The following is a 24,024-nucleotide window of genomic DNA, read 5'->3' on the forward strand; positions in this document are numbered from 1 at the left end:
AAACAATGATGTTAAAAATGAGCCTCATAAGGGCTCATTTTTTATCTATTTAATTTAAAAATAAGATTTCTATTTTTTATTGGTCCGACTCTTTTTGCAGATGAATACTTTTCAGACCATCATTTACTTTATTGAGTAAATGAATCAGGGTAATCACATCATCAAAAGCCAGTTTATTTAAGGCTTGTCCATAAAACTCAAAAAAATCATCCTGCAGGCTATCCCAGGTCTGAAAACCTTCCGTGGTAAGCGCAACAATTTTGGCACGTCGATCCTGTTCATTGATAACACGCTCTACCAGTCCATCACGTTCCAGTCGTTTTAAGACGGCATCCAGATTTTGTCGGCTTACACCCAGATATTCGGTCAGATCTGAAAAAGACATACCAGACTTAACTTTAGGACGAGACAGGGCACCGAGCACCGCCCAATGCACGGGAGATATTTTTAGCTCATTTAAGCATTTTCGATCCAGACTGTTTCCCACCTGAAACAGCCGGAAAAACAGCCGGTTATGAGCGGAATATAAGGATTGATCATATTTTTTTGACAAAGTATCACTCACTATATGCAACATCCTCAATACTGAAATAGCCAAACGGTGCAAAGTATAACCTATCGCTTTTTCGCATAAATCAGTTTCTTTTATAATTTGTTTTAAAAATCATAGTTTTTTAGTAGAAATCTGCATCTTTAAATCCTGTACTAAGCGATTAAATCATTTAAAAATATCTTTCTTGATATTCACAGTTTCAGTTTGTTCTCTAGCTGAATATCAAGGCAGTCATCTAGCAAACTAAAGAAATAAAACATCCTTCATGAAACAGAAACAGCTTAGTAATAAGCTGGGACTAGATATGGGTTACTCTAAAGATAAATGTCAATATAGGTCAATACATTGAATAAATAAAATTATTAAGTAATTGTTATTTATATATTTATAAAAATATAAATATTATTTTATGTAAATATATTGACATAAATTCAATCTGTTTCTATTTTAGATAAAACATACTGAATTAGAACAACAGCCGATTAAATTCGACAACGAATAGCGTAGGGATAAAACAATGAAAGGATTAAAAGATAAGGTCGTGATTGTAACAGGCGGTGCTGGCGGAATTGGTTCTGCAACCTGCCGACGTCTGGCTGAAGAAGGTGCAAAAGTTGCCATTTTTGATATGAATCTGGAAGCTGCCGAGAAGCTGGCAAATGAAATTAATCAATACGGTCAGGCGTTAGCAATTCAGTGTGATATTACCCAAAGTGACGTCGTTGAACAGGCAGTCCAAAAAACGGAAGCCGAACTGGGCCCGATCGATGGACTGGTGAATAATGCCGGTTGGGACATTTTCAAACCTTTCATCAAAAGTACGCCTGATGAATGGCAAAAACTCATCCAGATCAATCTGGTTGGTATGCTGAATATGCACTTTGCTGTGCTGAAAGGCATGGTCGAACGTAATTCCGGCAGCATTGTTAATATTGCCTCAGATGCAGCCCGTGTCGGTTCTTCGGGCGAAGCTGTCTATGCCGCCTGTAAGGGAGGTTTGCTATCTTTCTCCAAAACTCTGGCACGCGAACATTCACGCCACAACATCAAAATTAATGTGATTTGCCCAGGCCCAACAGACACCGCTTTACTTGCAGGCGTGACTGAGGGTGCATCGAATCCCGAAAAATTACGTGAAGCCTTTGTTCGTGCCATTCCACTGGGCCGTTTGGGTCAACCGGATGATTTAGCCTCTGCGATTGCCTTTTTCTTGAGCAAAGATGCCAGCTTTATTACCGGACAGGTGCTTAGTGTCTCTGGTGGCCTGACCATGAACGGTTAAAGCATCAAATTAATCGACAATAAATTAGATAGATAAAAACAGTACAGGACGTAATGAATATGAATTTTGAAGATATCTTATATGAAGTAAAAAACGGTGTGGCCTGGATCACAATTAACCGCCCAGAAAAAATGAATGCTTTTCGTGGTACAACCTGTGACGAACTGATTAAGGCCTTAAACAAGGCTGGTTATGACCGTAATATTGGTGCGATTGTATTGGCGGGTGCCGGTGAAAAAGCCTTCTGTACGGGTGGTGATCAGTCTGCGCATGATGGTAATTATGACGGTCGCGGTACCATTGGTTTACCGATGGAAGAATTGCATACCGCCATTCGTGATGTCCCCAAACCGGTAATTGCGCGCGTACAAGGTTATGCGATTGGGGGAGGTAATGTACTGGCCACGATTTGTGATCTGACGATCTGTTCAGATAAAGCAATCTTTGGTCAGGTCGGACCAAAAATGGGTTCAGTCGATCCAGGTTATGGCACAGCATTTTTAGCACGCGTCGTGGGTGAGAAGAAAGCCCGTGAAATCTGGTACATGTGCCGCCGTTATTCTGGTCAGGAAGCGGTTGAAATTGGATTGGCCAATAAATGTGTACCAGCAGATCAACTCGATGCAGAAGTTCAGGCATGGGGCGAAGAAATCTGTCAGCGTAGTCCGACCGCAATCGCGATTGCCAAACGCAGTTTCAATATGGATACCGCACATCAGGCGGGGATCGCTGGCATGGGCATGTATGCGCTAAAACTTTATTACGATACTGAAGAGTCTCGTGAAGGCGTGAATGCATTGAAGGAAAAACGTCAGCCTGAATTCCGTAAGTATGCTAAATAAGGAGACTGATCAATGAAAAAGAATCCTTATATCACCGAAGATCTAGAACTTTTAGCTGAAACGGCAGAAAAATTTGCCCAGAAATATGTGGCTCCCGGTTTTCTGGAGCGTGATCAAAGCCGAGTCTTTGATCGTGATCTGGTGAAAAAAATGGGGGAAATGGGCTTTATAGCCCCCGAACTCCCTGAACAATACGGTGGTCAGGGTATGGGCCGACTGGCAGCAGGGATTATCCATGAAGCCATTGCCAAGGCTGATTTAAGTTTTTCCTATATCAATCTGCTTGCATCGTTAAATGGCCAGATTCTGGCAGAACATGGCCAACCTGAAGTGGTGGAGCTGTGGTTAAAAAAACTGACAGCTGGTGAAGCGATTTTTTCAATTGCGTTGACCGAGCCGCGTGGTGGTTCAGATGCTGCCAACTTACGTTTAAAGATTGAACGTGATGGCGACGAATATGTGATTAACGGCGAAAAGACCTCAATTTCTGCGGCCGATCAGGCAGATGCTTCGGTGGTTTTCGGTCGCACTGGCACCCATGAAGATGGTGCACATGGCGTGACAGCGCTCTTGGTTCCGATGAATTTACCAGGCATCAGCACCACACGATTTGACTGCCATGGTCAGCGTGCGATTGGCCGCGGTTCGATCTTCTTTGACAATGTCCGTGTACCAGTAAATCATCGTCTGGGCAATGAAAATAAAGGTTTCGTTCAGGTTATGCAGGGCTTTGATTTCTCGCGTGCCCTGATTGGTCTGCAAGTTTTGGCGGTTGCACGCGTCAGTCTGGATGAGGCTTGGGAATATGCTGCGCAACGTGAAGCTTTTGGTCAGCCATTGACTGCTTTCCAGGGTGTTTCCCATCCGTTAGCAGAATATGAAACGCAGGTTGAAGCTGCGCGCTTACTTTGTCTGCAAACATTATGGTTGAAAGACAACCATCTGCCACATACCTCTGAAGCAGGCATGTGTAAATGGTGGGGGCCGAAACTGGCCTATGATGTGATTCATCAATGCCTGCTGACTTTTGGTCATGCCGGTTATGATCGTGGTGTGATGGAACAACGCATGCGTGATGTACTAGGATTCCAGATTGGCGATGGCACAGCACAGATCATGAAAACAATTATTGCTCGGCATAAGGCAGGACGTAAGGCTGTACCAGCTTAAGGAAAATACGCCCCAGCCTGAATAAGACTATTATAAAAAATAAGGAGTAAGCGAATGGATTTCGATGCGGTTCTGATCCCGACAAGAAAAGAGGCCATGCTCAAACAAGGACACTGGCTCAATCAAACAATTCTCGATTTTTTACGCAGTGCGGTAGAAAAAAATCCGGACAAAACCGCTTTAGTGAGTTTTAAGGTCGAGAATCAAACTGAACAGACTTTCAGCTACCAGCAGATTTGGGACATGACCAACAAAATTGCGCTGGGCTTGAAACAGTTGGGTATTGAGAAAAATGATGTGGTGTCTTGCCAGTTGCCGAACTGGTGGGAATTTACCTTGCTGTATCTGGCTTGTAGTCGTATTGGCGCCGTATTGAATCCACTCATGCCGATATTCCGTGAGCGTGAACTGGAATTCATGCTGAAACATGGTGAATCTAAAGTTTTTGTAGTGCCTAAAACTTTCCGCAATTTTAGCCATGAACAGTTGGCCAATCAGCTACAAAGCAAGCTGGACACCCTGCAACATGTCGTCGTAGTAAATGGGGATGGCGAGAATAATTTTGATCGCCTGTTACTCAACCATGGTCTGGAACAGAATGCTGCAGCCGTTGTTGCACTAGATGGGCTGGAATCTGGCCCGGATGATATTACCCAACTGATCTTTACCTCGGGCACTACAGGTGAACCGAAAGGCGTGATGCATACCGCTAATACCTTGTTTTCCAATATTGTGCCTTATGCAGAGCGTTTGCATTTAACTGAAAATGATGTGGTATTGATGGCGTCACCGATGGCGCATCAGACCGGATTTATGTATGGCCTGATGATGCCGATTCAGCTCAATACCAAAGTGGTATTACAGGATGTCTGGGATGTCTCCAAAGCAGTCGATCTGATTCATCAGCATCAGGTGAATTTCACCATGGCTTCAACACCATTCCTGAATGACCTATCCAATACTGTGGCTGAACAGCATGACAAAGTCGATTCACTGAAAATTTTCCTTTGTGCTGGTGCGCCAATTCCGGGACCATTAGTGCAAAAAGCCCGGGAGATTTTAGGCGTAAAAGTGATTTCAGCCTGGGGAATGACTGAATGTGGCGCGGTCACTACTACCTGTCCAGAAGATGACGATGAACGTTCTTTTAATACTGATGGCATCGCCTTGCCGGGTGTAGACGTCAAAATTGTCGATAAAACAGGGAAGGCCAAGCCGGTGAATGAGTCTGGTCGCTTGATGATTCGCGCTTGTTCTGGATTCGGTGGCTACCTCAAACGTGCTCATTTAAATGATACCGATGCAGATGGCTGGTTTGATACGGGCGATATTGCCTATCAGGATGAGAAAGGTTATATCCGGATTTGTGGCCGTAAAAAGGATGTAATCATTCGTGGCGGTGAAAATATTCCGGTCGCAGAAATTGAATCACTTTTATATAAACATCCCAATGTGGCGGTGGTCGCTTTAGTGGCTTATGCAGATGAACGGCTGGGTGAGCGTGCCTGTGCGATTATTAAGTTAAAAGATCCTTCACAGTCTTTAAGTTTTAATGATTTGGTCGATTTCCTGAAAACCCATAATCTGGCAGTGCAATATATTCCAGAACGTTTGGAAATTTGGGACGAGATTCCAATGACGCCATCTGGGAAAATCCAGAAATTTAAACTCAGAGAATTACTGGCCCAGCATATTGCATCAACTGTGGCAGTAGCAAATTAGAACTGAGAATAAAACTGAACAAACCCTGATGTGACATCACATCAGGGTTTTTTACCAGCAAATAAGTAACTGGTCTCCAATGACTTATATCTGGATGAAATTATTTTAATAACTTTAACAGCGCCTCAGCCGTTGCAGCAGAAGATGCCGGATTCTGTCCGGTAATTAACAGGCCATCTTGCTGTACATGCACTTGCCAGTCCTCAGCCTTGGAATACTGTCCGCCTTTTTCTTTCAGCGTATCTTCAACTAAAAATGGCACGATATCAGTCAGGCCAACACCATCTTCTTCAGTGTTACTAAAGCCAGTCACTGATTTACCTTCGACGATAGGTCGGCCTTCTGCATTTTTAACATCGCGAAGCACACCCGGTGCATGACAGACAAGTGCCACAGGTTTATTGGCCTGTAGAGTCTGTTCAATTAAGGAAATAGAATTCTGGTCATTGGCCAGATCCCATAACGGTCCGTGACCACCCGGATAAAAGATCGCATCAAAATCCTGATTCAGCACATCACTTAATTTATGCGTATTGGCAAGAGCCTGCATGGCCACTTCATCTGCTTCAAAACGTTTGGTTGTTTCGGTTTGCGCATCAGGTTCATTGCTTTTTGGATCAAGTGGTGGCTGGCCACCGGCTGGAGAGGCCAACGTTACGTCTGCGCCTGCATCAATAAAAGTGTAATAAGGAGCAGCCAGTTCTTCGAGCCAGAATCCGGTTTTTTTACCCGTTTCGCCAAGTTGATCATGGGAGGTTAATACAATCAGAATTTTCATATTTTTCCTTAAAATTATCTTGAATGACTTGATGAAATAACGAAACAAAGGAAAGAATCTGACTTCCTAACGCTATCAGACTTTTTCGATTGCTTAAAAAATAAAAGGAATAAAATCTAGATAGTTGAATTGATGCTAAATCAATAGCATCACTTTCCTTGAACTTTGGATAGCTCAGTTTTTCTTTTTCTTGCCACCGCCGTCCTGCTTATTCACAGTCGACCAGGCAATACGCTCTGCTTCGTCTTCAGGGCGACCACGATCTTTTTCACTGTCTTCAATATGCTTAGCCTGTCGTTTTTGCTTTTCGGTATAAGCTGATTTATCACCTCTAGACATTTTAGAATCCTCATCAGGTAGAGTCTGAAATCACTATAACAAGGGATGATTTTGGCGCGGGTAATCATCTGTCAGGATTTGTTTGAATTGTTTTATAGCTTTAAGATGAATTTTATAGATATCCATCAAATTCTGTTTTTCAAAGATTCTAAAACTAAAACGTATTAAATATTTTAGAAAAAAGTAGATAACAGCTAGAAAGGCTGTTATCTACTTTCAAACTTTGATTAGCCGTTAATAATACTGCCGCCATTTACATGAATGACCTGACCTGAGATATAGCTGGCTTCTTCACTGGCCAGAAATAAATAGGCAGGAGCGACTTCACTCGGTTGTCCCATACGTCCCATTGGTGTCTGTTTACCAAAATCTTCCAGTTGTTCTTCATCAAAGCTGCTTGGAATGAGTGGTGTCCAGATTGGGCCTGGTGCAACACCATTCACACGAATTCCGGTTTTATTTTTCGCCAGATTGGTAGATAAGCTGCGGGTAAAAGAAGTAATCGCACCTTTGGTGCTTGAATAGTCTATCAGTGTGTCATGTCCATGATAGCTGGTGATACTGGTGGTATTGATAATACTGTCACCTGCCTGCATATGTGGAAGTACCGCCTGAGTCAGATGGAACATGGACAGGATATTGACATTGAAGGTCTTGAATAACTGGTCTGGAGAAATATCGGTAATACTGTCCTGCGGATACTGCACACCTGCATTATTTACCAGAATATTAATGGTTTTAAATTCCTGAAGGGTCTGCTCAACCATTTTCTTGATTTCATCAGGATGCTGTAAATCGCATTGAATCAGCAGACAACGTCGTCCTTCTGCTTCAACCATTTTTTTTGTATCAAGCGCATCCTGATCTTCATCCAGATAGCAAATGGCAATATCGGCGCCTTCGCGGGCAAATAATACTGATACAGAGCGACCAATCCCGCTGTCACCACCTGTAATGAGTGCTACTTTGCCTTTTAATTTATCGCTACCTTTATAATTTTCTTTAATGACTTCCGGATTAGGATCCATTTTAGTCTGGTCACCCGGTTGATGGGCTTGGGTTTCAGTTGAAGCTGGAGTTTCAGGATAGTTATTCATATTTTTTCCATGATTGCTCTTGATGAAAAAATATATTAGGAGCTTTTAGTTGGGATTGAATTAGACTCAACATTTCATAACAGAACCTGTGCAAGATTTAGCATTTATACATTTAGCTTAAATTGACACTTTAGAACTGCCTGTTTTGGTTATTCAAATTTCACTTCTAGAATGAAATATCGGGTTTATTTTAGGGAAAAGAGCGATAAGCAGAAATATACCTTCAGCGGATTACAGAAGAGTTAAGTCGATTTAGGAACCAATCTGCAAAATAAAACCAATAACTTATTTACAACCAAATAAATCTAAAATATACAGCTAGATAAGCTACAAGTATTTCTTTACAACTGCGCTTTTAACCAGAATGGAGAAGCACATTGCGCGCTATCCGCTATAAATATATTGTCCTGATCCTTTTACTTTTGCTCGTTGCATTTGGTGTATTTCGCTGGTGGCAAGGGCCACAAGTCACAGGTTATACCTTAGAGCCGATGCCGCTGGTGCAATCAGTGGTTGCCACCGGGCAGGTCATCACCGTTTCACGTGCTCAAGTCGGTAGTGAAGTAACCGGCGTGGTACTAGAACGTCGGGTCAAGGAAGGCGATCGGGTCAAACCGGGCGATTTGCTAGTTGTACTTAAATCGGATGAACTGGCAGCCCAAGTTCGTCAGGCAGAAGTCGCATTGAATGAACTGGCAACCAATCGCCGTCCACAAGCCTCAGCAGAATTAGCTTCAGCAAAAGCTCAGCTGGAACAGGCCAGCCGTGAAGCGACGCGTCGTCGCAATGCCGAAGCAGGCATCCTTTCGGCAGAAGAAATTGAACAGGCTGTAGAGGCAGAAAGGGTAGCACGCAATAATTATGAAACTGTGCGTTTAAAAGCAGCTGCACTGGCACCTGGCCAGGTAGAGGAGGCTTCATTGCGTGAGCAGCTTTCGGTAGCACAGGCTCAACTGGCTAAAACTAAAATCCGGGCAACTGTTGCTGGAACGGTGCTGACCCGTGATGTTGAGCCTGGCGATCTGGTTCAGCCAGGACGTACCTTATTTACCATTGCAATGGATGGCAATACCGAAATCCGTGTACCACTGGATGAACGTAATCTGTCACGACTGGCGTTGTCCCAGAAAGCGACTGCAATTGCCGATGCTTACCCGGATAAACCTTTCCCAGCCCGGATTAATTTTATTGCACCGAGTATCGATCCTCAACGCGGCACGGTAGAAGTGCGTCTATCGGTTGATCCGGTACCTGATTTCCTGCGTCAGGATATGACGGTATCGGTTAATGTCGAGACAGGTCGCCGTGATCGTACCTTAGCGATTCCGAATGATGCGCTAGGGAAAGTACAGGGCGATCAGACCACCGTATTACTGGCACGTGATAGCAAAATCCAGCGACAAAAAGTGAAACTGGGTCTGCGCGGACTTGCCATGTCTGAAGTGATTTCCGGTTTAAAAGTGGGTGACCAGGTACTGTCAGATGCAACTTCAACTTTAAAAGATGGCACACGAGTTCGATTTAAGCCCGAAGAAATCAACTATGCCGACCAGAATAATGATGCCAGCAATAAAAATGAATTACCGGTGAAATTCGAGTGAAAAAATTACTAGGGCGTCTCTGGATTGAATGGAAGATCGCAATCAGTTTTTTGCGAGAAGGCCGAATGCAGTCTCTGATGATTACAGTGGGTGTTGCTGTAGGGGTGTCTGTGATTGTTTTTATCTCGGCACTGATACAGGGCTTGCAGTCTAATATCATCGAAAGGACTTTAGGGACACAGGCACATATCCGTTTATTGTCTCCCGATGAAGTGAACCAAGTTATACCCGCACCCGCAGGCACTGTGCAGCTGGTTCTAGAAGATAAACGGGCCCAAAGACTACGCTCTATCAATAATTGGCAAGAGGTCGTGACGACCTTGGATCAGGTGCCTTTATTGACAGCTGTTTCTCCAGTAGTTTCTGGACCTGCATTCGCACAGCGCGGTGAAGCTCAGGAATCGGTTGCGCTGGTGGGCATGGATCCAGAACGTTATCAGAAAATAATTCCACTCAAAGAATATATGATCAGTGGGCAGTTACGTGTCGGTGCAGATGATGTAATGATTGGCAGTCAGCTGGCTAAAGATCTGGGTGTACAGGTGGGTAGCAAATTACGATTAGACACCGGTCAGGACAACAGTACTGTCGTAAATATTTCCGGAATTTTTGAACTTGGAGTACGTGAGCTGGATTCGCGCTATGTCTATATGGATTTAAAACAGGCACAGTCCTTACTAAGCCTGCCAGGCGGGATCACTGTAATCGACCTGACGGTAGAAGATATTTTTGAAGCAGAAAATATTGCAACGCAGGTCGGGCGTTTGACTTCCTTACAGGCAGAAAGCTGGATTAAAACCAATGGTCAGTTAATGAATGCCATCTCAGCGCAGAGCCTTTCAACCAATATGATTATTATTTTTGTGGCCATCTCCGTCGCTTTTGGTATTGCCAGCGTCTTGTCAGTCAGTGTCGTACAACGGACTCGTGAAATTGGCATCTTAAGGGCAACAGGGGCCACACAAAGACAAATCCTGCGCGTTTTCCTGTTTCAAGGCGCAATTTTTGGCTTGTTGGGGTCTATTATCGGCAGTGCAGTCAGTTATTTGCTGGTCTGGATCTTTAATGAATTTGGCCCAGGCCTGTTCTATATCCCAATTTCAATCAATCTGCTATTGCTGGCTTTATTGCTGGCCACATTGACTGGTGTAGTGGCAGCGGCTATACCATCCCGTCGTGCTGCGGCACTTGATCCTGTGGAGGCGATTCGTCATGTCTGATTCATCGAATGAAGTCTTGCGGCTGGAAGCACTACGTAAATCCTATAATATTGGTCAGCCCAATGAGGTTGAAGTTCTGCATGGCATTGATTTGTGTATTGAACGTAATGACTTTGCAGCACTAATTGGTCCATCAGGATCGGGTAAAAGTACCTTATTAAATATTCTGGGTCTATTGGACCAGCCGACTAGCGGTGAACTGTATCTGCTTGGTCAACCCACCAGCCGTATGGATGACGCTGCACGTACCGCATTACGCGGCAGCAGTATTGGTTTTGTATTTCAGTTTCACCATCTGATTCAAGCTTTTAATGCATTAGACAATGTCCTAATGCCGTTAATGATGGCACATGGTAAACCGGATCAAAAAGCTCTAGACCGCGCTCATGAACTTCTGGCTGCAGTCGGGCTGGAAAAGTATGCACATCGAAAACCGAATGAGCTTTCCGGCGGGCAACAACAGCGTGTTGCAATTGCTCGGGCACTGATTACAGAACCCGCCTTGTTACTGGCCGATGAACCGACCGGGAACCTGGATACCCAGACCGCGTCTGAAGTTTTTGAACTGTTTCGTAAAGTAAATAAGGAACAGGGCTGTGCCATTTTGCTGGTGACTCATGATCCGCGCTTGTCTGTTAGTTGTGATCGCACCATCAAGTTAGTTGACGGCCTGATTCAAAGTGATACCAGAACAGCTCCAGCAGATATTCCTGAAAATACTTAATTTTTAAATATTTTAAGAATTTGTATTCTCCAATTATGGATAAATAAAGATTTTTCTTATCACTTAAGCCTTGCAATAAAGCTGATACAAGGTTTGCATCAGGGTAAGTACTTTGGGGTCGGAAAGCTGATAGAAAATCTGCTTTCCTTCACGACGCGTGCTGACCATTTCGGCTTTTCGCAGTACCGTAAGTTGTTGTGAGAGAGTGGGTTGGTGAATATCTGTTTGTAGCTCAATCTGTTGCACATTCATTTCACTATCGACCAGTACACATAGAATTTTCAGTCGGTCAGAATTCGACAACACTTTTAAGCGTTCGCTTACCACATGAGCCTGAGAAAAATCAATACGTGTCTGAGTTTCATCTGCTGTCATATAAAAAACCTGTATTAGTCACACAATATTTAAAAACCGTCTTGATTAATATTTATAATTATATAATATAAAATTATATATTTTAAGTGGAATATGCTCATGCATGACTTTTTGGCAGCGTTTCTCGGTGGATTACTGCTTGGTCTTTCAGTGGTCGGCTATCTGTATGTGAATGGCCGTATTGCGGGCGTGAGTGGGTTGGTTGGGCAGGTACTTAATCGAAAGACAATTTTCAAAACTCCTGCGATCTGGTTTTTAGCAGGACTATTTATAGTTCCATTTATCTACGGCGTATTGTTTCAGCCAGAAATTGAGCTGAATGCCAGCCCATGGATGATGGTCATTGCCGGTTTGCTAGTTGGTTTTGGTACACGTTTAGGTTCAGGTTGTACCAGTGGACATGGCATCTGTGGGATTAGCCGTCTGTCAAATCGCTCCTTTGTTGCGACCGGGTCTTTTATGCTGGCGGGATTTATCACGGTTTATGTTGTTCGTCATCTGGTTGGAGCTATCTAAATGAAAAATCTATTCGCTTTTCTATTTGGTGGCCTGTTTTCAGTCGGCTTAATGCTCTCAGGTATGTCTAATCCTGAAAAAGTTCTGGATTTTCTGGATCTGTTTGGGGATTGGGATGCCAGTCTTGCCTTTGTCATGATGGGGGCAATTCTGGTGGCTTTTATTCCTTTCCAGAAAGCTAAACATAATCCACATCCGACCACTTTATTTAATGAACCCATTGATTTACCAAAGAATCAAAAGATTGATCCTAAACTGCTGGCGGGTAGTTTATTATTTGGTATCGGTTGGGGAATTGCAGGCATTTGTCCGGCACCCAGTTTTACCCTGATTGGCTTGGGACATTATCAAGCTCTGTATTTTATTGCAGCTATGCTGCTTGGGGTCTGGATTCACCGTAAATGGGCAGGAGTATAAATATGACACAGCAGCCAAACGTCAAAGCGTTTTTTGATAAAAATACCAATACTTTTAGTTATGTGGTGAGCGATCCTCAAACTGCCCAATGTGCCATTATTGATAGCGTGCTGGATTACGATGCTGCGTCTGCCACCACATCGACCGAGCATGCCGATCAGATGATTGCCTATGTGAAATCACAAGGTTTGACGGTGGAATGGATTCTGGAAACTCATGTACATGCTGATCATCTGACAGCTGCCCAATATCTGAAACAGCAATTAGGCGGCAAGATTGCAATCAGTAAAAAAATTGCGCTGGTACAGGAAACGTTTGCCGAGATTTATCATCTGGACATGAAACAGATCAATGCGCATCAGCCTTTTGACTATCTGTTTGAGGATGGTGAGCATTTCAAGATTGGCAAGCTGGAAGTTTATAATATTCCTACGCCAGGACATACACCTGCCTGTTTAAGCTATGTGATTGGTAACGCCGTCTTTGTAGGGGATACACTGTTTATGCCGGACTATGGCACGGCTCGTTGTGATTTTCCAAATGGCAGTGCCTCGGTTTTATATGATTCTGTTCACAAGCTGTTTCAGCTCCCGGAAAGCACCCGTGTATTTTTGTGTCATGACTATTTGCCAGAGTCACGTCATGAATATCAATGTGAAACCACGATTCAGCAGCAAAAACAGCAAAACGTTCATATCCGTGAAGGGATTAGCAAATCTGAATTTGTACAGATGCGTCAGCAGCGTGATGCAGGTCTAAGTATGCCTAAACTGATTTTGCCTGCGATCCAGATTAATATGAATGGCGGACAGTTCCTAATGCCAGAAGCCAATGGCGTGTCTTATTTGAAGCTGCCGCTAAATTATTTTAAGAAGTGATCAATTTATCAGGAACAAAATATTAATCTTTAAATTAAGCGCTTATAAAGTTTGCGAATTTTAATATTCCACCCTATGCTATTTGGGTTAACTCATTTTTATATTTTCAGGGTGCATCGTGCTCAGACAGTTCTTTAAACAGATCTGGTTTGTGATGCTTATGGTATTCGCCGTAAGCTGGAGTGGCATGTCGATTGCTTCAGCAAAAACGATGCATCTGGAAACGTCAGCCAAGCAGATGAGTTCCCATTGTCAGGAAATGGCAAAAATAGAGAAGTTACATCGCCAGCATCAAGCTATGCATGGTTCTGCTCATGATATGAGACAGGACATGAATTGCCACTCCGACTTAAATGACCATAAAGATGTTTGTCCAGATTGTATTTATAGCTCTTGCCATAGTCTGAGTAGCTGGATCGATGTGGAAATCTCGAAGTTAACTCTTCCTGAGATTCATGCCTTAGAAACCACTTTTATCTCTAATTATCAAGCCAAGCACCTTGCCGGGTATTGGCAGGAAATTCTGCGCCCACCTAAAACTTAATCCTCGTTATTTATATTTTAATAAATCAAGGATTAAGTTATGTCGATTAAAATTAGTCAAAGCCTGTTATTGGGCTTAAGTTTAGTGATCTCGTCTTCATTATTGGCTGCTGTAAAAGAATATCAGCTGGTTATTGATGAAGGTCCAGTCAATATCACCGGTAAAACCGTACAACGTATTACAGTGAATGGAAAATTTCCTGCACCTTTACTGGAATTTGAGGAAGGTGATGAAGCTGTTATTCGCGTCAAAAACAAGCTAAAGAATAAAGAAAGCTCTCTGCATTGGCATGGTTTATTGCTACCCGGCCTGATGGATGGTGTCCCCGGTTTTAACGGGTTTCAGGGCATTGCACCTAATCAGGAATTTGTCTATCGCTTTAAAATTCGTCAGAGTGGAACCTACTGGTATCATGCCCATTCCAAGGGGCAGGAACAGGACAGCCTTTACGGCGCCTTTGTAATCTATCCTAAAAACCAGGCGGAAGTTCCTGCACATGAGCAGACCGAGCGTGATTATGTGGTCATGCTTTCAGAATTTCATGAGCAGTCCGGCCTGCAGATCATGAATAATTTAAAAAAATCTGCCGAGTATTATCAAAATCAGCGTGAAACTCTGGTCGATGTTTTTCAGCAAATCAAACGGGATGGACTTAAGGCCACCTGGAATGATCGCAAAATGTGGAATCAGATGCGCATGCTGAAAACTGATCTGTCTGATGTAACCGGCTATACCTTTCTGGTGAATGGAAAAACGCCTGAACAGAACTGGATGGGACAGTTTAAACCAAATGAAAAAGTGCGATTGCGTTTTATCAATGCCTCTGCCATGTCATTTTTCGATGTGCGTATTCCACAGTTAAAAATGACAGTCGTCAGTGCAGACGGGCAGCCTGTTAAACCTGTAGCGGTCGATGAATTCCGCATTGGTGCCGCAGAAACCTATGATGTGATTGTGGAGCCCACTGCGGAACATTATCAGATTGAAGCTGAATCGATTGACCGTTCCGGTTTTGCGATTGGCAGCTTACAGAATGAATTAAAGCCAGTTCATCACGCCATACACAAACCTATATCCCGTCCTCGTGCCTTATTGACCATGGAAGATATGGGACATGGCAATATGCAGGGTGAAGCACACGAGCAGATGAATCATCAGAATCATGCTAGTCATGACATAAATGTTAAAAGGGATACTGAACATTCAATGATAGGGCATAAGCAGCATGCATCGGCCAAAGTGATCGAGCAAGGAAAGGGCAATCATACCGAGCATTCAGATACTTCATCCGCTTTGGATCATATGGCTCATTCAAATATGACCGGGCATATGCAATATAAAAAAGATGCCAAGATTTCTACGCAGCAACCAGTTTACGGCTGGGCCAATGCCTCTACACCGGTAGGGCATAAAGCTTTGCAATATAGCGACCTCAAATCTTTAACTCCGCAAAAAGATATTCGCGACGCAGAAAGCGAATTGGTGATTCGTTTAGGCGGCACCATGGAACGGTATATCTGGACCATGAACGGCAAGAAATTTAATGAAGCAGAGCCGCTCAAAGTGAAATTTGGGGAACGGATCAGGCTGAAATTTATCAATGACAGTATGATGGCACATCCGATGCATTTACATGGCATGTTCATGCAGCTCGAAAATGGCCAGTTTGCAATAGATATGCCGAATAAACATACAGTGATTGTCCCACCTGGAAAAACCGTTACGACTTTGCTGACTGCAGATGAACTAGGTGAATGGGCGATTCATTGTCATCTGTTGTATCACATGACTGCCGGAATGATGAATAAACTGATTGTAGCAAATGTTCAGGAAAATGGCGTTTCGACTCAGGATACTGTGCGGGAAGAGCATTCCCATCATCACATGACAAAACCAGTAGAAAAACAAGGAGATGCTCATGTGCAACATTAATCTTTGTCTGAAGCCTGTTTTGGCTAGTGTATTAGCGTTGGGAAATATGGCTGTTTTTGCTGAAGAAAGTTCTCAACAGCATATTGATCATTCGATGCATCATCAACAATTTATCCAATCTTCAGAGCATCATTTAACTTCAGCAGCACCGGAAATTACTGAAAATTTAATTCCAGATTCAGCTTCAACCTATTCCAGCGAACATGATCATCGCAAGGAACATGGAGGGCAAATTTATACGCGGGTCAAACTGGACAATAAATGGATCAAAAACTCAGAAGGTGAGGGAGGCTTACAGTCTGAGAATGAGCTTCGGATTGGCACGGATGAAAATAAACTGTTCATTAAACTCAAAGCTGACAAGCAGGAATCCAGAGCAACAGAATATGCAGTCCAAGCTCTGTATAGCCTGAATATTTCAGATTTCTGGGATGCTCAGGCGGGTCTTCGCTACCGTCAGGAAAATTTGGGTCAGCCTAATGCTGGGCAAAATATTGAACATGTAGATGCAATATTTGGATTCCATGGGTTGGCGCCGTATTTCTTTGAAACCAATGCACATCTGTATCTTGGTCAAGATGATTTTATCGGACTTGAGCTAGAAACAGAACGTGATCTGCTACTCACACAAAAACTGATTTTGCAGCCTTATGTTGAAGTTGACCTCATTTTGAAGGATAAAGCAGCCAATGCTAAAAAGACTGGAATAAGTCATGCAGCATTAGGTCTGGAAACTCGTTATGAGATCAATAAAAAGATCATGCCTTACCTTAATATTGCTTATGAATATTCCAAGGGCAACGAGAAAACTTCATGGCAGGACGCATCTGATTCTGAACAGGGCGGGCGTTATGGAATCGGTTTAAGAGTGATGTTCTAAACAGATATCTATATAAGCTAATATTTATGAGGCGGAAAAATCATTTTCTCGCCTCATATACTCAGCTATATTTTATTCTTAAGGCCTTTATAAACTTTTAAATTTTTCTTTGTTTTAAATTATTTATCTTCAGAATAAATATAAATACGATTGGACTTATAAAAACCCAAAGTGCCATAAAGCTAATACTACTACTGAATTGAGTTCGTAAAAGGGACAATACCAATAGTAAAAGACTGCCTGAGATCAATTTAACGATGACCGGATAACTCACAAGAAAAGAATATCGAGACTGTCTGGTTTTTAAAATCTGTTTTTCACTCACGGCATAAAAACCAAAACAGGCCATCCAGATCAGTCCTACTATTGCCATCCATATCATGAAGAAGACTCCTGCTGTGCAGTTTTAAGCTTGGCCTGAATTTTATGAACAGCTTTTTGCTGGATAGGTGTAATTTTCTGATGTAGGAAGTAAGCGAGAAGTGCCAAGATCCAGAGCATCAGATCGATACGCAAAAACAGCCAATAGTTCGCAAAAGAATCCAGATAATGCTGGGACCACAAATAATACAGGTCGATGAGTGGAAGCATAAAAGCGGCACAGATGAGAATTTTAAGCTGCGTTTTCCATAAATGCTGTTGTGGCGTTAAACAGGCCAAGATAAAACTAATCAGCCAAATACTAAAGAAGATATAGATTTCATAATTTGTGGTGCCCACAGGAATGTGAATCAAACGGTTTGCATAAAGATAAGCCAGCATGGCAATAGGTAAACCAATTATCATGGTGATATTCAGACGATTCACCAGATAATATCCAAAGTGAAAACGATCCGATTTTTTCTGCATCTGTCGTTTCAGGCTCCAGAGCAATAATCCGGAAGCGATCATGGCACAGCCTAATATGCCTGAGAAAAATAGGGCGAAACGTAAAACAGGTTCGGCAAAACGTGCCATATGCAAACCATATACTCCAGCATTCAGGGTAGCAATTGCACTGTCATTACGGGTGTTTTCAAGCAATTTGCCTGTCGTCGCATTGAATACGAGTTGTGCCTGATTGCGGGTAATAGAATGATCTTTCAATTCGGTTAAGGTAATCTTTGCCAGCTGGGTATTCGGCTGCTTCACGGTAATATTGTCAAATTCTGATTTTCCCCAGTGCTGCTGCGCCGTAGTGATAAAATGTTGAATCGGTAACATCTCCGTTTTAATGGGCACAGCAGAGGGAGCAAGCACATTTTTGGTTCGGATTTCTTCAAAATATTGAAATGGATTTTCTGGATATAGCTGCTTCATGCCAGAAGGCAAAACAATATAAAAGAAAATAGCCAGTCCAGTAAAAGTCATAGTTAAAAAGAACGGTAGCGCAATGACGGAACTGACATTATGAAAATCCAGATAGGAACGTTGTCCTTTAAAAGCTCTCAGAGTAAAGAAGTCGGTCAGAATTTTTTTATGAGTAATGATTCCGGAAATCAGGGTCATCAACATGATGAATGCAGCAATGGTGACAATCAGACGGCCAATGGTATAAGGTACGCCATATAGCTGAAAATGAAAGTTATAGAAAAAATCTCCGCCCTGTGTAGCCGAAAGCGTTAATTCCTTACCTGTCATAGCATCCAGGGTTTTAAGTTGATAAGCACCCTCTGCAGTTTGCCAATAAATTTTATTAACCGGTAAATCATGATTTGCTACCCCGATATACCAGTTCTGTGCATCAGGTGCATGTTGCTGTAAATAGCTATAAGCAGTTTTTAAAGCTGTTTCCTGGTTCACCTGCATCATGACAAATTGTGGCTGCATCCACATTGTAATTTCATGGCGATAATAGGTAACCGCACCTGTTAAAAAGATCGCGAAGAGGAGCCAGCCAAAACTTAAACCTAGCCATGAATGTAGCCATGCCATAGATTGACGGACAGATTTATGCATGGTTTAACCTATGAAGCGGGAAATGACAAATAAAACAATGAGAGGAATCAGGCTATAGACTGAAAGTGTTTTAAGATTTTGGATACAGAAGATTCCAATCACAAAACAGACATAAAAAATCAGGGCAATAAAGGCAGCCAGATAAACCGATTCAGCTTTGGGTAGACTCGCCTGTAAAAAATAGGCCAGATCGAGAGCAATCAGATAACTACATAAATAACCAATACCAAAGCTCATGCTTAATCGATACAGGATAGCAAGTGGCTGAAGGGTAGAAATCATGGAAAGGCCTTTATATGAATCTTTACAAGTAAATATTGAGGCAACTTAATGCACAAAGCTTAAGGTCGTGACCAGGTACTGTTTCTTATACACTTGCTGATTCAATTTTCCTGTCTTGTCTACTTCTTGACTCACCTCTAGTACATATTGACCCTTCCATGGCGTAGCAATATTAATTTGGCCTTGGTTGTTGGTCGTATAATTTTTAAGCCAGTGCTGTGGGGAATAGACAGTCACTTTGACATCCGCAGCGGGTTTACCCTGATACATGACTGTAAAAGTATTACTGTTCGGCTGAACCGGTACGATATCCAGCTCTGAGTCTGCTTTCTGGTTTTGTCTGCCGGATTTCGCGTGATAGCTGAGTAAGGATTCCCCATAGATCAGTTCATGATGGAGCTGTACATCTGCTTGATCTTTTGTAGAGTAGACCAGATGATCCTGGTGTAGTTGGGGACTAAATTGTTTTTTAGTCTGAATCGCTTTTGCTTGGCTGAATGACTTTAAGGCACCTTCTTGAGTCTCTTTGAGCTGTTCACTATATTCACCAAAGAATGCATGTGTTTTTGCATCTGAAGCACGTTCTAGCCAAAGCATATGGGCCTGAGCAGAAAGGGTCAGTGACAGTCCAATTGTCAAAGTAATGATTTTTTTCATGAATTCTACCTGATTATTGTTTACATATAAGAAAATGAGCTCCGAATATTCTTTCAAAGCTCAAGCGAAAAATTAATATTTGAATTTTACGGCCACACTGTAATTTGCCGGTGCACCATAGAAGCCTTGCTGATTCGGGAAATTAAATAAGTATTTTTCATTGGTCAGATTATTCCCGTTGGCCTGCAAAGTAATGTGATCATTGAGTTCATAACTGGCCATCAGATTCACAAGCGCATATGCATCCTGTTTGATAATGCCTGCTTGTTGGGTAACAACACCCTCTGTAGCAGCTTCAGGAACTTCTAGATAAGTTTTATCCTGCCATTGCACACCAAGGCCCAGTTTCAGTTTTGGAATCTGTGGCACCTGATAGGTCGTTAAAAGATTAAAAGACTGGGTTGGATTGAAGGTACGCGCATCACCGCCATTGATCAGATCTTTCAGGCTAAACTGGGTATAACCAAAGCTTAAGTTAAAATGGTCGGTCAGTTGTCCCGCCAAGCCAAACTCGTAGCCTTGGGAACGCAGGTCACTGACCTGAGTTGTGCGTAAAGTCGGGATACCGTCAGAATCTCGCAACGGATAATTGCTTTGTTCTGTTCTGAATACGGCCATGTTGGCGGTGAGCTTATCATCTAGCCAGGAACTTTTAATCCCGGCTTCATAACTTTCACCTTCAACCGGTTTATTAATACTGCCATCCAGCGCTTTAGTTGTTTGTGGACGGAAAATTGAGGTATAGCTTAGATAACCTGTATATTCAGGACTAAATTCATAAGTCAGGCCTGCATAAGGTAATAGCTTATTCTCATCATAAATCGTGTCTGTTCCATAACTGCTGCCTGTACTTTCAGCCTGAACATAGTTGGCACCTAAAAGCAGTTTCAGATCGTCAGTCATATGTAAACGGGTGGCGGCATATAGGCTTTGGTTTTTTTGCCGGATGTGCATCTCACCACTGGTTTTTGACATATCCCAAACTGGTTCGGGCGGCGTAAAACTGGATAAATCTGTGGTAAGTGGGTTGGTAAAGCTGCCTGCATAACCTAACTCATTCAGATTGTTTTCAGCCCAGATATAGCCAAAAGATGCCTCATGTTGTTGTCCCCAAAGTGGATAGGTGCCACTAAAACTCAGACTGGCCTGCTGTTCCTTGTTGTCATCAATATACATACCTGGATATAAGAAAATACCTGAAGTACCGTCAGCACCAGGTTTACCGGACAGGAATAAAAGTTTTGAATCCCGGTCAGTCCGTTTTTCCTCATAACTCAGTTTAGCTTTCCAATCAGCGCCAAATTGTTGTTCGATCTCGGCAAAATAGTTTTTAATATTACTGTCCCAGTAGGCCCAGTCCGGACTGTAATTATAATTTCTTGAATAGCTTAACTGTTCACCTTCAGTATTGATTAAAGGATTAGAACCCCAATTGACCCCATTGGGATTATGATTCGTTTCGGTATAACCAGCAGTTATTAAGGTCGAATCAGTCAGGTCAGCCTCAACCACGGCACCAATGCCATTTTTTTCGAGTTCATAGTGATCCAGATAACTATCACCTGTCTGCTGATAGCCAAATACTCGGCCTCTGATTTTTCCATCCTGTGTCAGGGGAGAGGAAACATCTGCTTCATAACGTTGGGTATTCCATGAACCATAACTGGTATTAAACGCGGCCTGAAGTTCCTGAGTAGGGCGTTTTCTAATCATATTAATGGTAGCGCCCGGATCGCCAATACCATTATTTAAGGCATTTGCACCTTTAACGATCTCTATACGGTCAAATAAAAAGCTGTCTGGATTGTCATTATTGTAGTTATAGCCTTCAAGCGGAATCCCAACGCCGTCTACCAATACGTTTGAGATTTCAAAACCACGTGATAGATAGGAAGTTCGTTCGGTCTCCTGGTTACTTACAATGATCCCCGGTGAGTTGCGGAGTACATCACGGGTATTATCCAGTGCAAAGTCATCTAATTGTTGACGCGTCACTACATTCACTGTTTGTGGCGTTTCCTTAAGAGGAATATTTAGTTTAGAAGCTGTTGCAGAATTTTGAATAATATAGCTTTTAGTCTGTTCAGAGCTTTCTGTTGTTTGTGCTGCATCAGTGACTATCGTGATGGTGGGAAGTTGCTGACTATTTTCTGCAAAACTTTGCTGGGTCATCAAAATAGCAAAACTGAGCAAAGATAGCTTGAAAGTTGGATGATTGGTATAAAACATTTTAATGAATGTAAATGATAATAATTATCGATAATGTTATTGATTAGATATTTTTAAATCAATCTAAATACAATAGGAAATTTAAATTAAAAATTACTCATTGATAGAGGAATACTTTGCAGTTAAAGCAGATTAAAAGAAGAAGGGGTTAAGATTTTGCTTAAAATAAAAACGATTTATTTTAGTAAAATAATATGTAAATTATTGACTTCATATTAATTTTTTAAATTTATAAAGTATAGTCGCTAAATTTTTTTCATGTAGAGAATGAGATTAATGCTCAAATATAAAAAGAAAAATGAAATAAAAAAAAGCCATCACATTGATGGCTTTTTATAAATGATATTGATCAATAAGTTTTATAAGGCAAGAACTTGCCAGACAATACGACATTGACGCGGTCGCCATTCGGATTTTCTTCGCGTTGAATATCCATACTAAAATCAATCGCGCTCATAATACCGTCACCAAATTCTTCATGAATCAGTTCTTTAATGGTAGAACCATATACATTCACCACTTCATACCAACGATAAATTAAAGGATCGGTCGGTACGCTGGTTGGCAGGGAACCTTTATATGGCACGATCTGTAGCCATGCAACGGCTTCATCACTTAAGCCAAAAATCTGACCAATCTTTTCTGCTTGCTCTTTATTAAACGCCATCTGACCTAAACATGCAGCGGTTACCCATTCTTTAGAAAGACCAATCTCTTTGGCAACATCTGACCACTTAATTGACTTTAAAACTTTCGCTGAAATGATCATGTCAGTTACTTGTTGACGATGGGTAATCATAATCCTCTCCAAATTATTCTCAAATGAATGTATGCAGAACGCATAATGCAGATATCATGCCAACAGCATTCTAGAGTTCATGCTAAATAGAAAATGAATATTTAAGTGATTGTTAATTATTTGTGGCATAGCTTTTGCTTCTATTTCGATATACATGGCAACGACGCCATTCACCATTACCTGTTCTAATATTCAAGGCAACGGCGCCTAAGGTCTTCAATGATCTTAGGCGTCTTTTTTTCGAAAAACAGGTCCGTATATTGAAAAAGAGGACGACAACATGGCATATCTTGCTCCTGCGGAGTTTGCAAAAAAAGTAGTAGATGCGGGTGAATCCAAGCTTCATATGGCAACCCGTGATGTTTTGATTCGTGCCTTTATGGCAGGTGCGATTTTGGCCTTGGCAGCCGTATTTGCAATTACGATTGCAGTGCAAACTGGTGTGCCACTGATTGGCGCATTACTGTTTCCTGTCGGCTTCTGCATGTTGTATTTATTGGGCTATGACTTGCTAACCGGGGTATTTGTATTAACACCGCTGGCATGGCTGGATAAACGTCCTGGCGTAACCTGGGCACGCATTTTAAAAAACTGGGGACTGGTATTTTTAGGTAACTTTACTGGGTGTTTAGTCGTTGCAGTACTGATGGCTGCTGTTTATACCATGGGCTTTGCGACTGATCCGAATCCAGTCGGTGAAAAGATTTCTCATATTGGTGAAGACCGTACCTTAGGTTATGCGGCTTATGGTTTCTCAGGTTGGATGACTATTTTTATTCGTGGCATGTTGTGTAACTGGATGGTGTCATTGGGCGTGATTGGTGCGATGATGTCAACTACAGTAAGTGGAAAATTCATCGCAATGTGGATGCCAGTGATGCTGTTCTTTGCCATGGGCTTTGAACATTCAGTGGTAAACATGTTCCTGTTCCCATTTGCCATGATGATGGGTGGTGACTTCTCGATTGCAGATTATTTCCTGTGGAATGAATTACCGGTTGCTTTAGGTAATCTGGTCGGTGGTTTAGCCTTAACAGGTCTGGCACTTTATACCACACACGTACGTACTGGCGCGAAAAAAGAATTCTAATAATGAATCATTTTTAAAGGGATCAATATGATCACTGCTGTCCCATAGTTTGCTTTAAATAAAAAAACCTGAGTCCTAACAGTTAAAATATGAGTGCAAACAAACACTTTAACGACCAGGATTCAGGTTTTGTCCCATCAGAATACCGTATTTCATGAG

The 24,024-nt window shown here is 42.2% G+C and carries 24 protein-coding genes; 14 read left to right on the top strand and 10 right to left on the bottom strand.

Annotated features, from left to right (window positions below; genetic code table 11):
- Positions 1 to 76: 76 nt before the first annotated feature.
- Complete coding sequence (locus FTU19_RS07080) at positions 77 to 565, bottom strand: MarR family winged helix-turn-helix transcriptional regulator (RefSeq protein WP_034706362.1); 489 nt, start codon at positions 563 to 565, stop codon at positions 77 to 79.
- Positions 566 to 1,070: 505 nt separating this feature from the next.
- On the opposite strand from FTU19_RS07080, the gene FTU19_RS07085 reads away from it, so the two are divergent.
- From FTU19_RS07085 to aliA, 4 genes are read left to right on the top strand one after another with little or no spacing between them, the layout of a single operon-like run.
- Positions 1,071 to 1,835, top strand: a complete 765-nt coding sequence (locus FTU19_RS07085) for a glucose 1-dehydrogenase (RefSeq protein ID WP_180104868.1) — start codon at positions 1,071 to 1,073, stop codon at positions 1,833 to 1,835.
- A gap of 59 nt (positions 1,836 to 1,894) precedes the next feature.
- The gene (gene badI / locus FTU19_RS07090; protein ID WP_166138718.1) at positions 1,895 to 2,677 is read left to right on the top strand and encodes a 2-ketocyclohexanecarboxyl-CoA hydrolase; all 783 of its coding nucleotides are present in this window, start codon (positions 1,895 to 1,897) and stop codon (positions 2,675 to 2,677) included.
- A 12-nt stretch (positions 2,678 to 2,689) separates the two neighbouring features.
- Entirely contained in the window at positions 2,690 to 3,847 is a 1,158-nt protein-coding gene (gene aliB, locus FTU19_RS07095; RefSeq protein ID WP_180130549.1) for a cyclohexanecarboxyl-CoA dehydrogenase, read from the top strand.
- 54 nt (positions 3,848 to 3,901) lie between these two features.
- A complete protein-coding gene (gene aliA / locus FTU19_RS07100; protein ID WP_180130551.1) occupies positions 3,902 to 5,569 on the top strand; it encodes a cyclohexanecarboxylate-CoA ligase in 1,668 nt (555 codons plus the stop codon).
- A gap of 100 nt (positions 5,570 to 5,669) precedes the next feature.
- Here aliA and FTU19_RS07105 read toward each other — a convergent pair whose 3' ends face one another.
- The 3 genes from FTU19_RS07105 to FTU19_RS07115 form a co-directional block, all read right to left on the bottom strand.
- Positions 5,670 to 6,347, bottom strand: a complete 678-nt coding sequence (locus FTU19_RS07105) for a type 1 glutamine amidotransferase domain-containing protein (protein ID WP_179993040.1) — start codon at positions 6,345 to 6,347, stop codon at positions 5,670 to 5,672.
- 174 nt (positions 6,348 to 6,521) lie between these two features.
- Positions 6,522 to 6,686, bottom strand: a complete 165-nt coding sequence (locus FTU19_RS07110) for a hypothetical protein (RefSeq protein WP_166138732.1) — start codon at positions 6,684 to 6,686, stop codon at positions 6,522 to 6,524.
- Positions 6,687 to 6,913: 227 nt separating this feature from the next.
- Positions 6,914 to 7,783 (bottom strand): SDR family oxidoreductase, encoded by an 870-nt coding sequence (locus FTU19_RS07115; RefSeq protein WP_159123576.1) that lies wholly within the window; start codon positions 7,781 to 7,783, stop codon positions 6,914 to 6,916.
- A gap of 377 nt (positions 7,784 to 8,160) precedes the next feature.
- Between FTU19_RS07115 and FTU19_RS07120 the strand changes: the two genes are divergently transcribed.
- The 3 genes from FTU19_RS07120 to FTU19_RS07130 are packed head-to-tail and all read left to right on the top strand — an operon-like array spanning position 8,161 to position 11,328.
- The gene (locus tag FTU19_RS07120) at positions 8,161 to 9,384 is read left to right on the top strand and encodes an efflux RND transporter periplasmic adaptor subunit (protein WP_180130553.1); all 1,224 of its coding nucleotides are present in this window, start codon (positions 8,161 to 8,163) and stop codon (positions 9,382 to 9,384) included.
- Positions 9,381 to 10,604, top strand: coding sequence for an ABC transporter permease (locus FTU19_RS07125; protein WP_159123574.1), 1,224 nt, complete (start codon positions 9,381 to 9,383; stop codon positions 10,602 to 10,604). Before FTU19_RS07120 ends, FTU19_RS07125 begins: the two co-directional genes overlap by 4 nt.
- A complete protein-coding gene (locus tag FTU19_RS07130; protein ID WP_125279884.1) occupies positions 10,597 to 11,328 on the top strand; it encodes an ABC transporter ATP-binding protein in 732 nt (243 codons plus the stop codon). Before FTU19_RS07125 ends, FTU19_RS07130 begins: the two co-directional genes overlap by 8 nt.
- Positions 11,329 to 11,391: 63 nt before the next feature.
- On the opposite strand, the gene FTU19_RS07135 is transcribed toward FTU19_RS07130, so the two are convergent.
- Positions 11,392 to 11,703, bottom strand: a complete 312-nt coding sequence (locus FTU19_RS07135) for a metalloregulator ArsR/SmtB family transcription factor (RefSeq protein ID WP_125278654.1) — start codon at positions 11,701 to 11,703, stop codon at positions 11,392 to 11,394.
- Positions 11,704 to 11,802: 99 nt separating this feature from the next.
- Here FTU19_RS07135 and FTU19_RS07140 point away from each other — a divergent pair, with 99 nt between their 5' ends.
- From FTU19_RS07140 to FTU19_RS07165, 6 genes are all read left to right on the top strand, one after another.
- Entirely contained in the window at positions 11,803 to 12,219 is a 417-nt protein-coding gene (locus tag FTU19_RS07140) for a YeeE/YedE family protein (protein ID WP_180130555.1), read from the top strand.
- Positions 12,220 to 12,636: a DUF6691 family protein gene (locus FTU19_RS07145; protein ID WP_125278655.1), complete on the top strand. Its 417-nt coding sequence runs from the start codon at positions 12,220 to 12,222 to the stop codon at positions 12,634 to 12,636. It abuts the gene before it with no gap.
- Positions 12,637 to 12,638: 2 nt separating this feature from the next.
- Positions 12,639 to 13,514, top strand: coding sequence for an MBL fold metallo-hydrolase (locus FTU19_RS07150; protein WP_180130558.1), 876 nt, complete (start codon positions 12,639 to 12,641; stop codon positions 13,512 to 13,514).
- A gap of 118 nt (positions 13,515 to 13,632) precedes the next feature.
- The gene (locus FTU19_RS07155) at positions 13,633 to 14,058 is read left to right on the top strand and encodes a hypothetical protein (protein WP_180130561.1); all 426 of its coding nucleotides are present in this window, start codon (positions 13,633 to 13,635) and stop codon (positions 14,056 to 14,058) included.
- Between the two features lie 39 nt (positions 14,059 to 14,097).
- The gene (locus tag FTU19_RS07160; RefSeq protein WP_180130564.1) at positions 14,098 to 15,990 is read left to right on the top strand and encodes a copper resistance system multicopper oxidase; all 1,893 of its coding nucleotides are present in this window, start codon (positions 14,098 to 14,100) and stop codon (positions 15,988 to 15,990) included.
- Complete coding sequence (locus tag FTU19_RS07165) at positions 15,977 to 16,870, top strand: copper resistance protein B (protein ID WP_180130567.1); 894 nt, start codon at positions 15,977 to 15,979, stop codon at positions 16,868 to 16,870. The genes FTU19_RS07160 and FTU19_RS07165 overlap by 14 nt, the downstream gene beginning before the upstream one ends.
- A gap of 378 nt (positions 16,871 to 17,248) precedes the next feature.
- Here the strand turns inward: FTU19_RS07165 and FTU19_RS07170 are convergent, their stop codons facing one another.
- The 5 genes from FTU19_RS07170 to cynS all read right to left on the bottom strand — a co-directional run bounded on the left by FTU19_RS07170 (position 17,249) and on the right by cynS (position 22,775).
- Positions 17,249 to 18,808 (bottom strand): PepSY domain-containing protein, encoded by a 1,560-nt coding sequence (locus FTU19_RS07170; RefSeq protein WP_180130570.1) that lies wholly within the window; start codon positions 18,806 to 18,808, stop codon positions 17,249 to 17,251.
- Between the two features lie 3 nt (positions 18,809 to 18,811).
- Positions 18,812 to 19,090, bottom strand: coding sequence for a hypothetical protein (locus FTU19_RS07175; RefSeq protein WP_180130572.1), 279 nt, complete (start codon positions 19,088 to 19,090; stop codon positions 18,812 to 18,814).
- A gap of 45 nt (positions 19,091 to 19,135) precedes the next feature.
- A complete protein-coding gene (locus FTU19_RS07180) occupies positions 19,136 to 19,747 on the bottom strand; it encodes a DUF4198 domain-containing protein (protein ID WP_180130574.1) in 612 nt (203 codons plus the stop codon).
- A 72-nt stretch (positions 19,748 to 19,819) separates the two neighbouring features.
- Entirely contained in the window at positions 19,820 to 21,976 is a 2,157-nt protein-coding gene (locus FTU19_RS07185) for a TonB-dependent siderophore receptor (protein ID WP_180130577.1), read from the bottom strand.
- 349 nt (positions 21,977 to 22,325) lie between these two features.
- On the bottom strand, positions 22,326 to 22,775 hold the full coding sequence (gene cynS / locus FTU19_RS07190; RefSeq protein WP_004785763.1) for a cyanase: 450 nt from the start codon (positions 22,773 to 22,775) through the stop codon (positions 22,326 to 22,328).
- A gap of 280 nt (positions 22,776 to 23,055) precedes the next feature.
- Here cynS and FTU19_RS07195 point away from each other — a divergent pair, with 280 nt between their 5' ends.
- Positions 23,056 to 23,865: a formate/nitrite transporter family protein gene (locus tag FTU19_RS07195; protein ID WP_104426134.1), complete on the top strand. Its 810-nt coding sequence runs from the start codon at positions 23,056 to 23,058 to the stop codon at positions 23,863 to 23,865.
- The last annotated feature ends 159 nt before the right edge of the window (positions 23,866 to 24,024 follow it).

The sequence above is a fragment of the Acinetobacter sp. YH12072 genome (genome assembly GCF_013419565.1).
Classification (GTDB): domain Bacteria; phylum Pseudomonadota; class Gammaproteobacteria; order Pseudomonadales; family Moraxellaceae; genus Acinetobacter.

Bases quoted from the DNA above. Each gene is read 5' to 3' on its own strand.
- FTU19_RS07085 (WP_180104868.1), top strand. From the start codon at position 1,071: ATGAAAGGATTAAAAGATAAGGTCGTGATTGTAACAGGCGGTGCTGGC.
- FTU19_RS07165 (WP_180130567.1), top strand. From the start codon at position 15,977: ATGTGCAACATTAATCTTTGTCTGAAGCCTGTTTTGGCTAGTGTATTA.
- FTU19_RS07145 (WP_125278655.1), top strand. From the start codon at position 12,220: ATGAAAAATCTATTCGCTTTTCTATTTGGTGGCCTGTTTTCAGTCGGC.
- FTU19_RS07180 (WP_180130574.1), bottom strand. From the start codon at position 19,747: ATGAAAAAAATCATTACTTTGACAATTGGACTGTCACTGACCCTTTCT.
- aliB (WP_180130549.1), top strand. From the start codon at position 2,690: ATGAAAAAGAATCCTTATATCACCGAAGATCTAGAACTTTTAGCTGAA.
- FTU19_RS07175 (WP_180130572.1), bottom strand. From the start codon at position 19,090: ATGATTTCTACCCTTCAGCCACTTGCTATCCTGTATCGATTAAGCATG.
- FTU19_RS07160 (WP_180130564.1), top strand. From the start codon at position 14,098: ATGTCGATTAAAATTAGTCAAAGCCTGTTATTGGGCTTAAGTTTAGTG.
- FTU19_RS07130 (WP_125279884.1), top strand. From the start codon at position 10,597: ATGTCTGATTCATCGAATGAAGTCTTGCGGCTGGAAGCACTACGTAAA.
- FTU19_RS07115 (WP_159123576.1), bottom strand. From the start codon at position 7,783: ATGAATAACTATCCTGAAACTCCAGCTTCAACTGAAACCCAAGCCCAT.
- FTU19_RS07170 (WP_180130570.1), bottom strand. From the start codon at position 18,808: ATGCATAAATCTGTCCGTCAATCTATGGCATGGCTACATTCATGGCTA.
- FTU19_RS07150 (WP_180130558.1), top strand. From the start codon at position 12,639: ATGACACAGCAGCCAAACGTCAAAGCGTTTTTTGATAAAAATACCAAT.
- FTU19_RS07195 (WP_104426134.1), top strand. From the start codon at position 23,056: ATGGCATATCTTGCTCCTGCGGAGTTTGCAAAAAAAGTAGTAGATGCG.
- FTU19_RS07135 (WP_125278654.1), bottom strand. From the start codon at position 11,703: ATGACAGCAGATGAAACTCAGACACGTATTGATTTTTCTCAGGCTCAT.
- badI (WP_166138718.1), top strand. From the start codon at position 1,895: ATGAATTTTGAAGATATCTTATATGAAGTAAAAAACGGTGTGGCCTGG.
- aliA (WP_180130551.1), top strand. From the start codon at position 3,902: ATGGATTTCGATGCGGTTCTGATCCCGACAAGAAAAGAGGCCATGCTC.
- FTU19_RS07140 (WP_180130555.1), top strand. From the start codon at position 11,803: ATGCATGACTTTTTGGCAGCGTTTCTCGGTGGATTACTGCTTGGTCTT.
- FTU19_RS07105 (WP_179993040.1), bottom strand. From the start codon at position 6,347: ATGAAAATTCTGATTGTATTAACCTCCCATGATCAACTTGGCGAAACG.
- FTU19_RS07110 (WP_166138732.1), bottom strand. From the start codon at position 6,686: ATGTCTAGAGGTGATAAATCAGCTTATACCGAAAAGCAAAAACGACAG.
- FTU19_RS07185 (WP_180130577.1), bottom strand. From the start codon at position 21,976: ATGTTTTATACCAATCATCCAACTTTCAAGCTATCTTTGCTCAGTTTT.
- cynS (WP_004785763.1), bottom strand. From the start codon at position 22,775: ATGATTACCCATCGTCAACAAGTAACTGACATGATCATTTCAGCGAAA.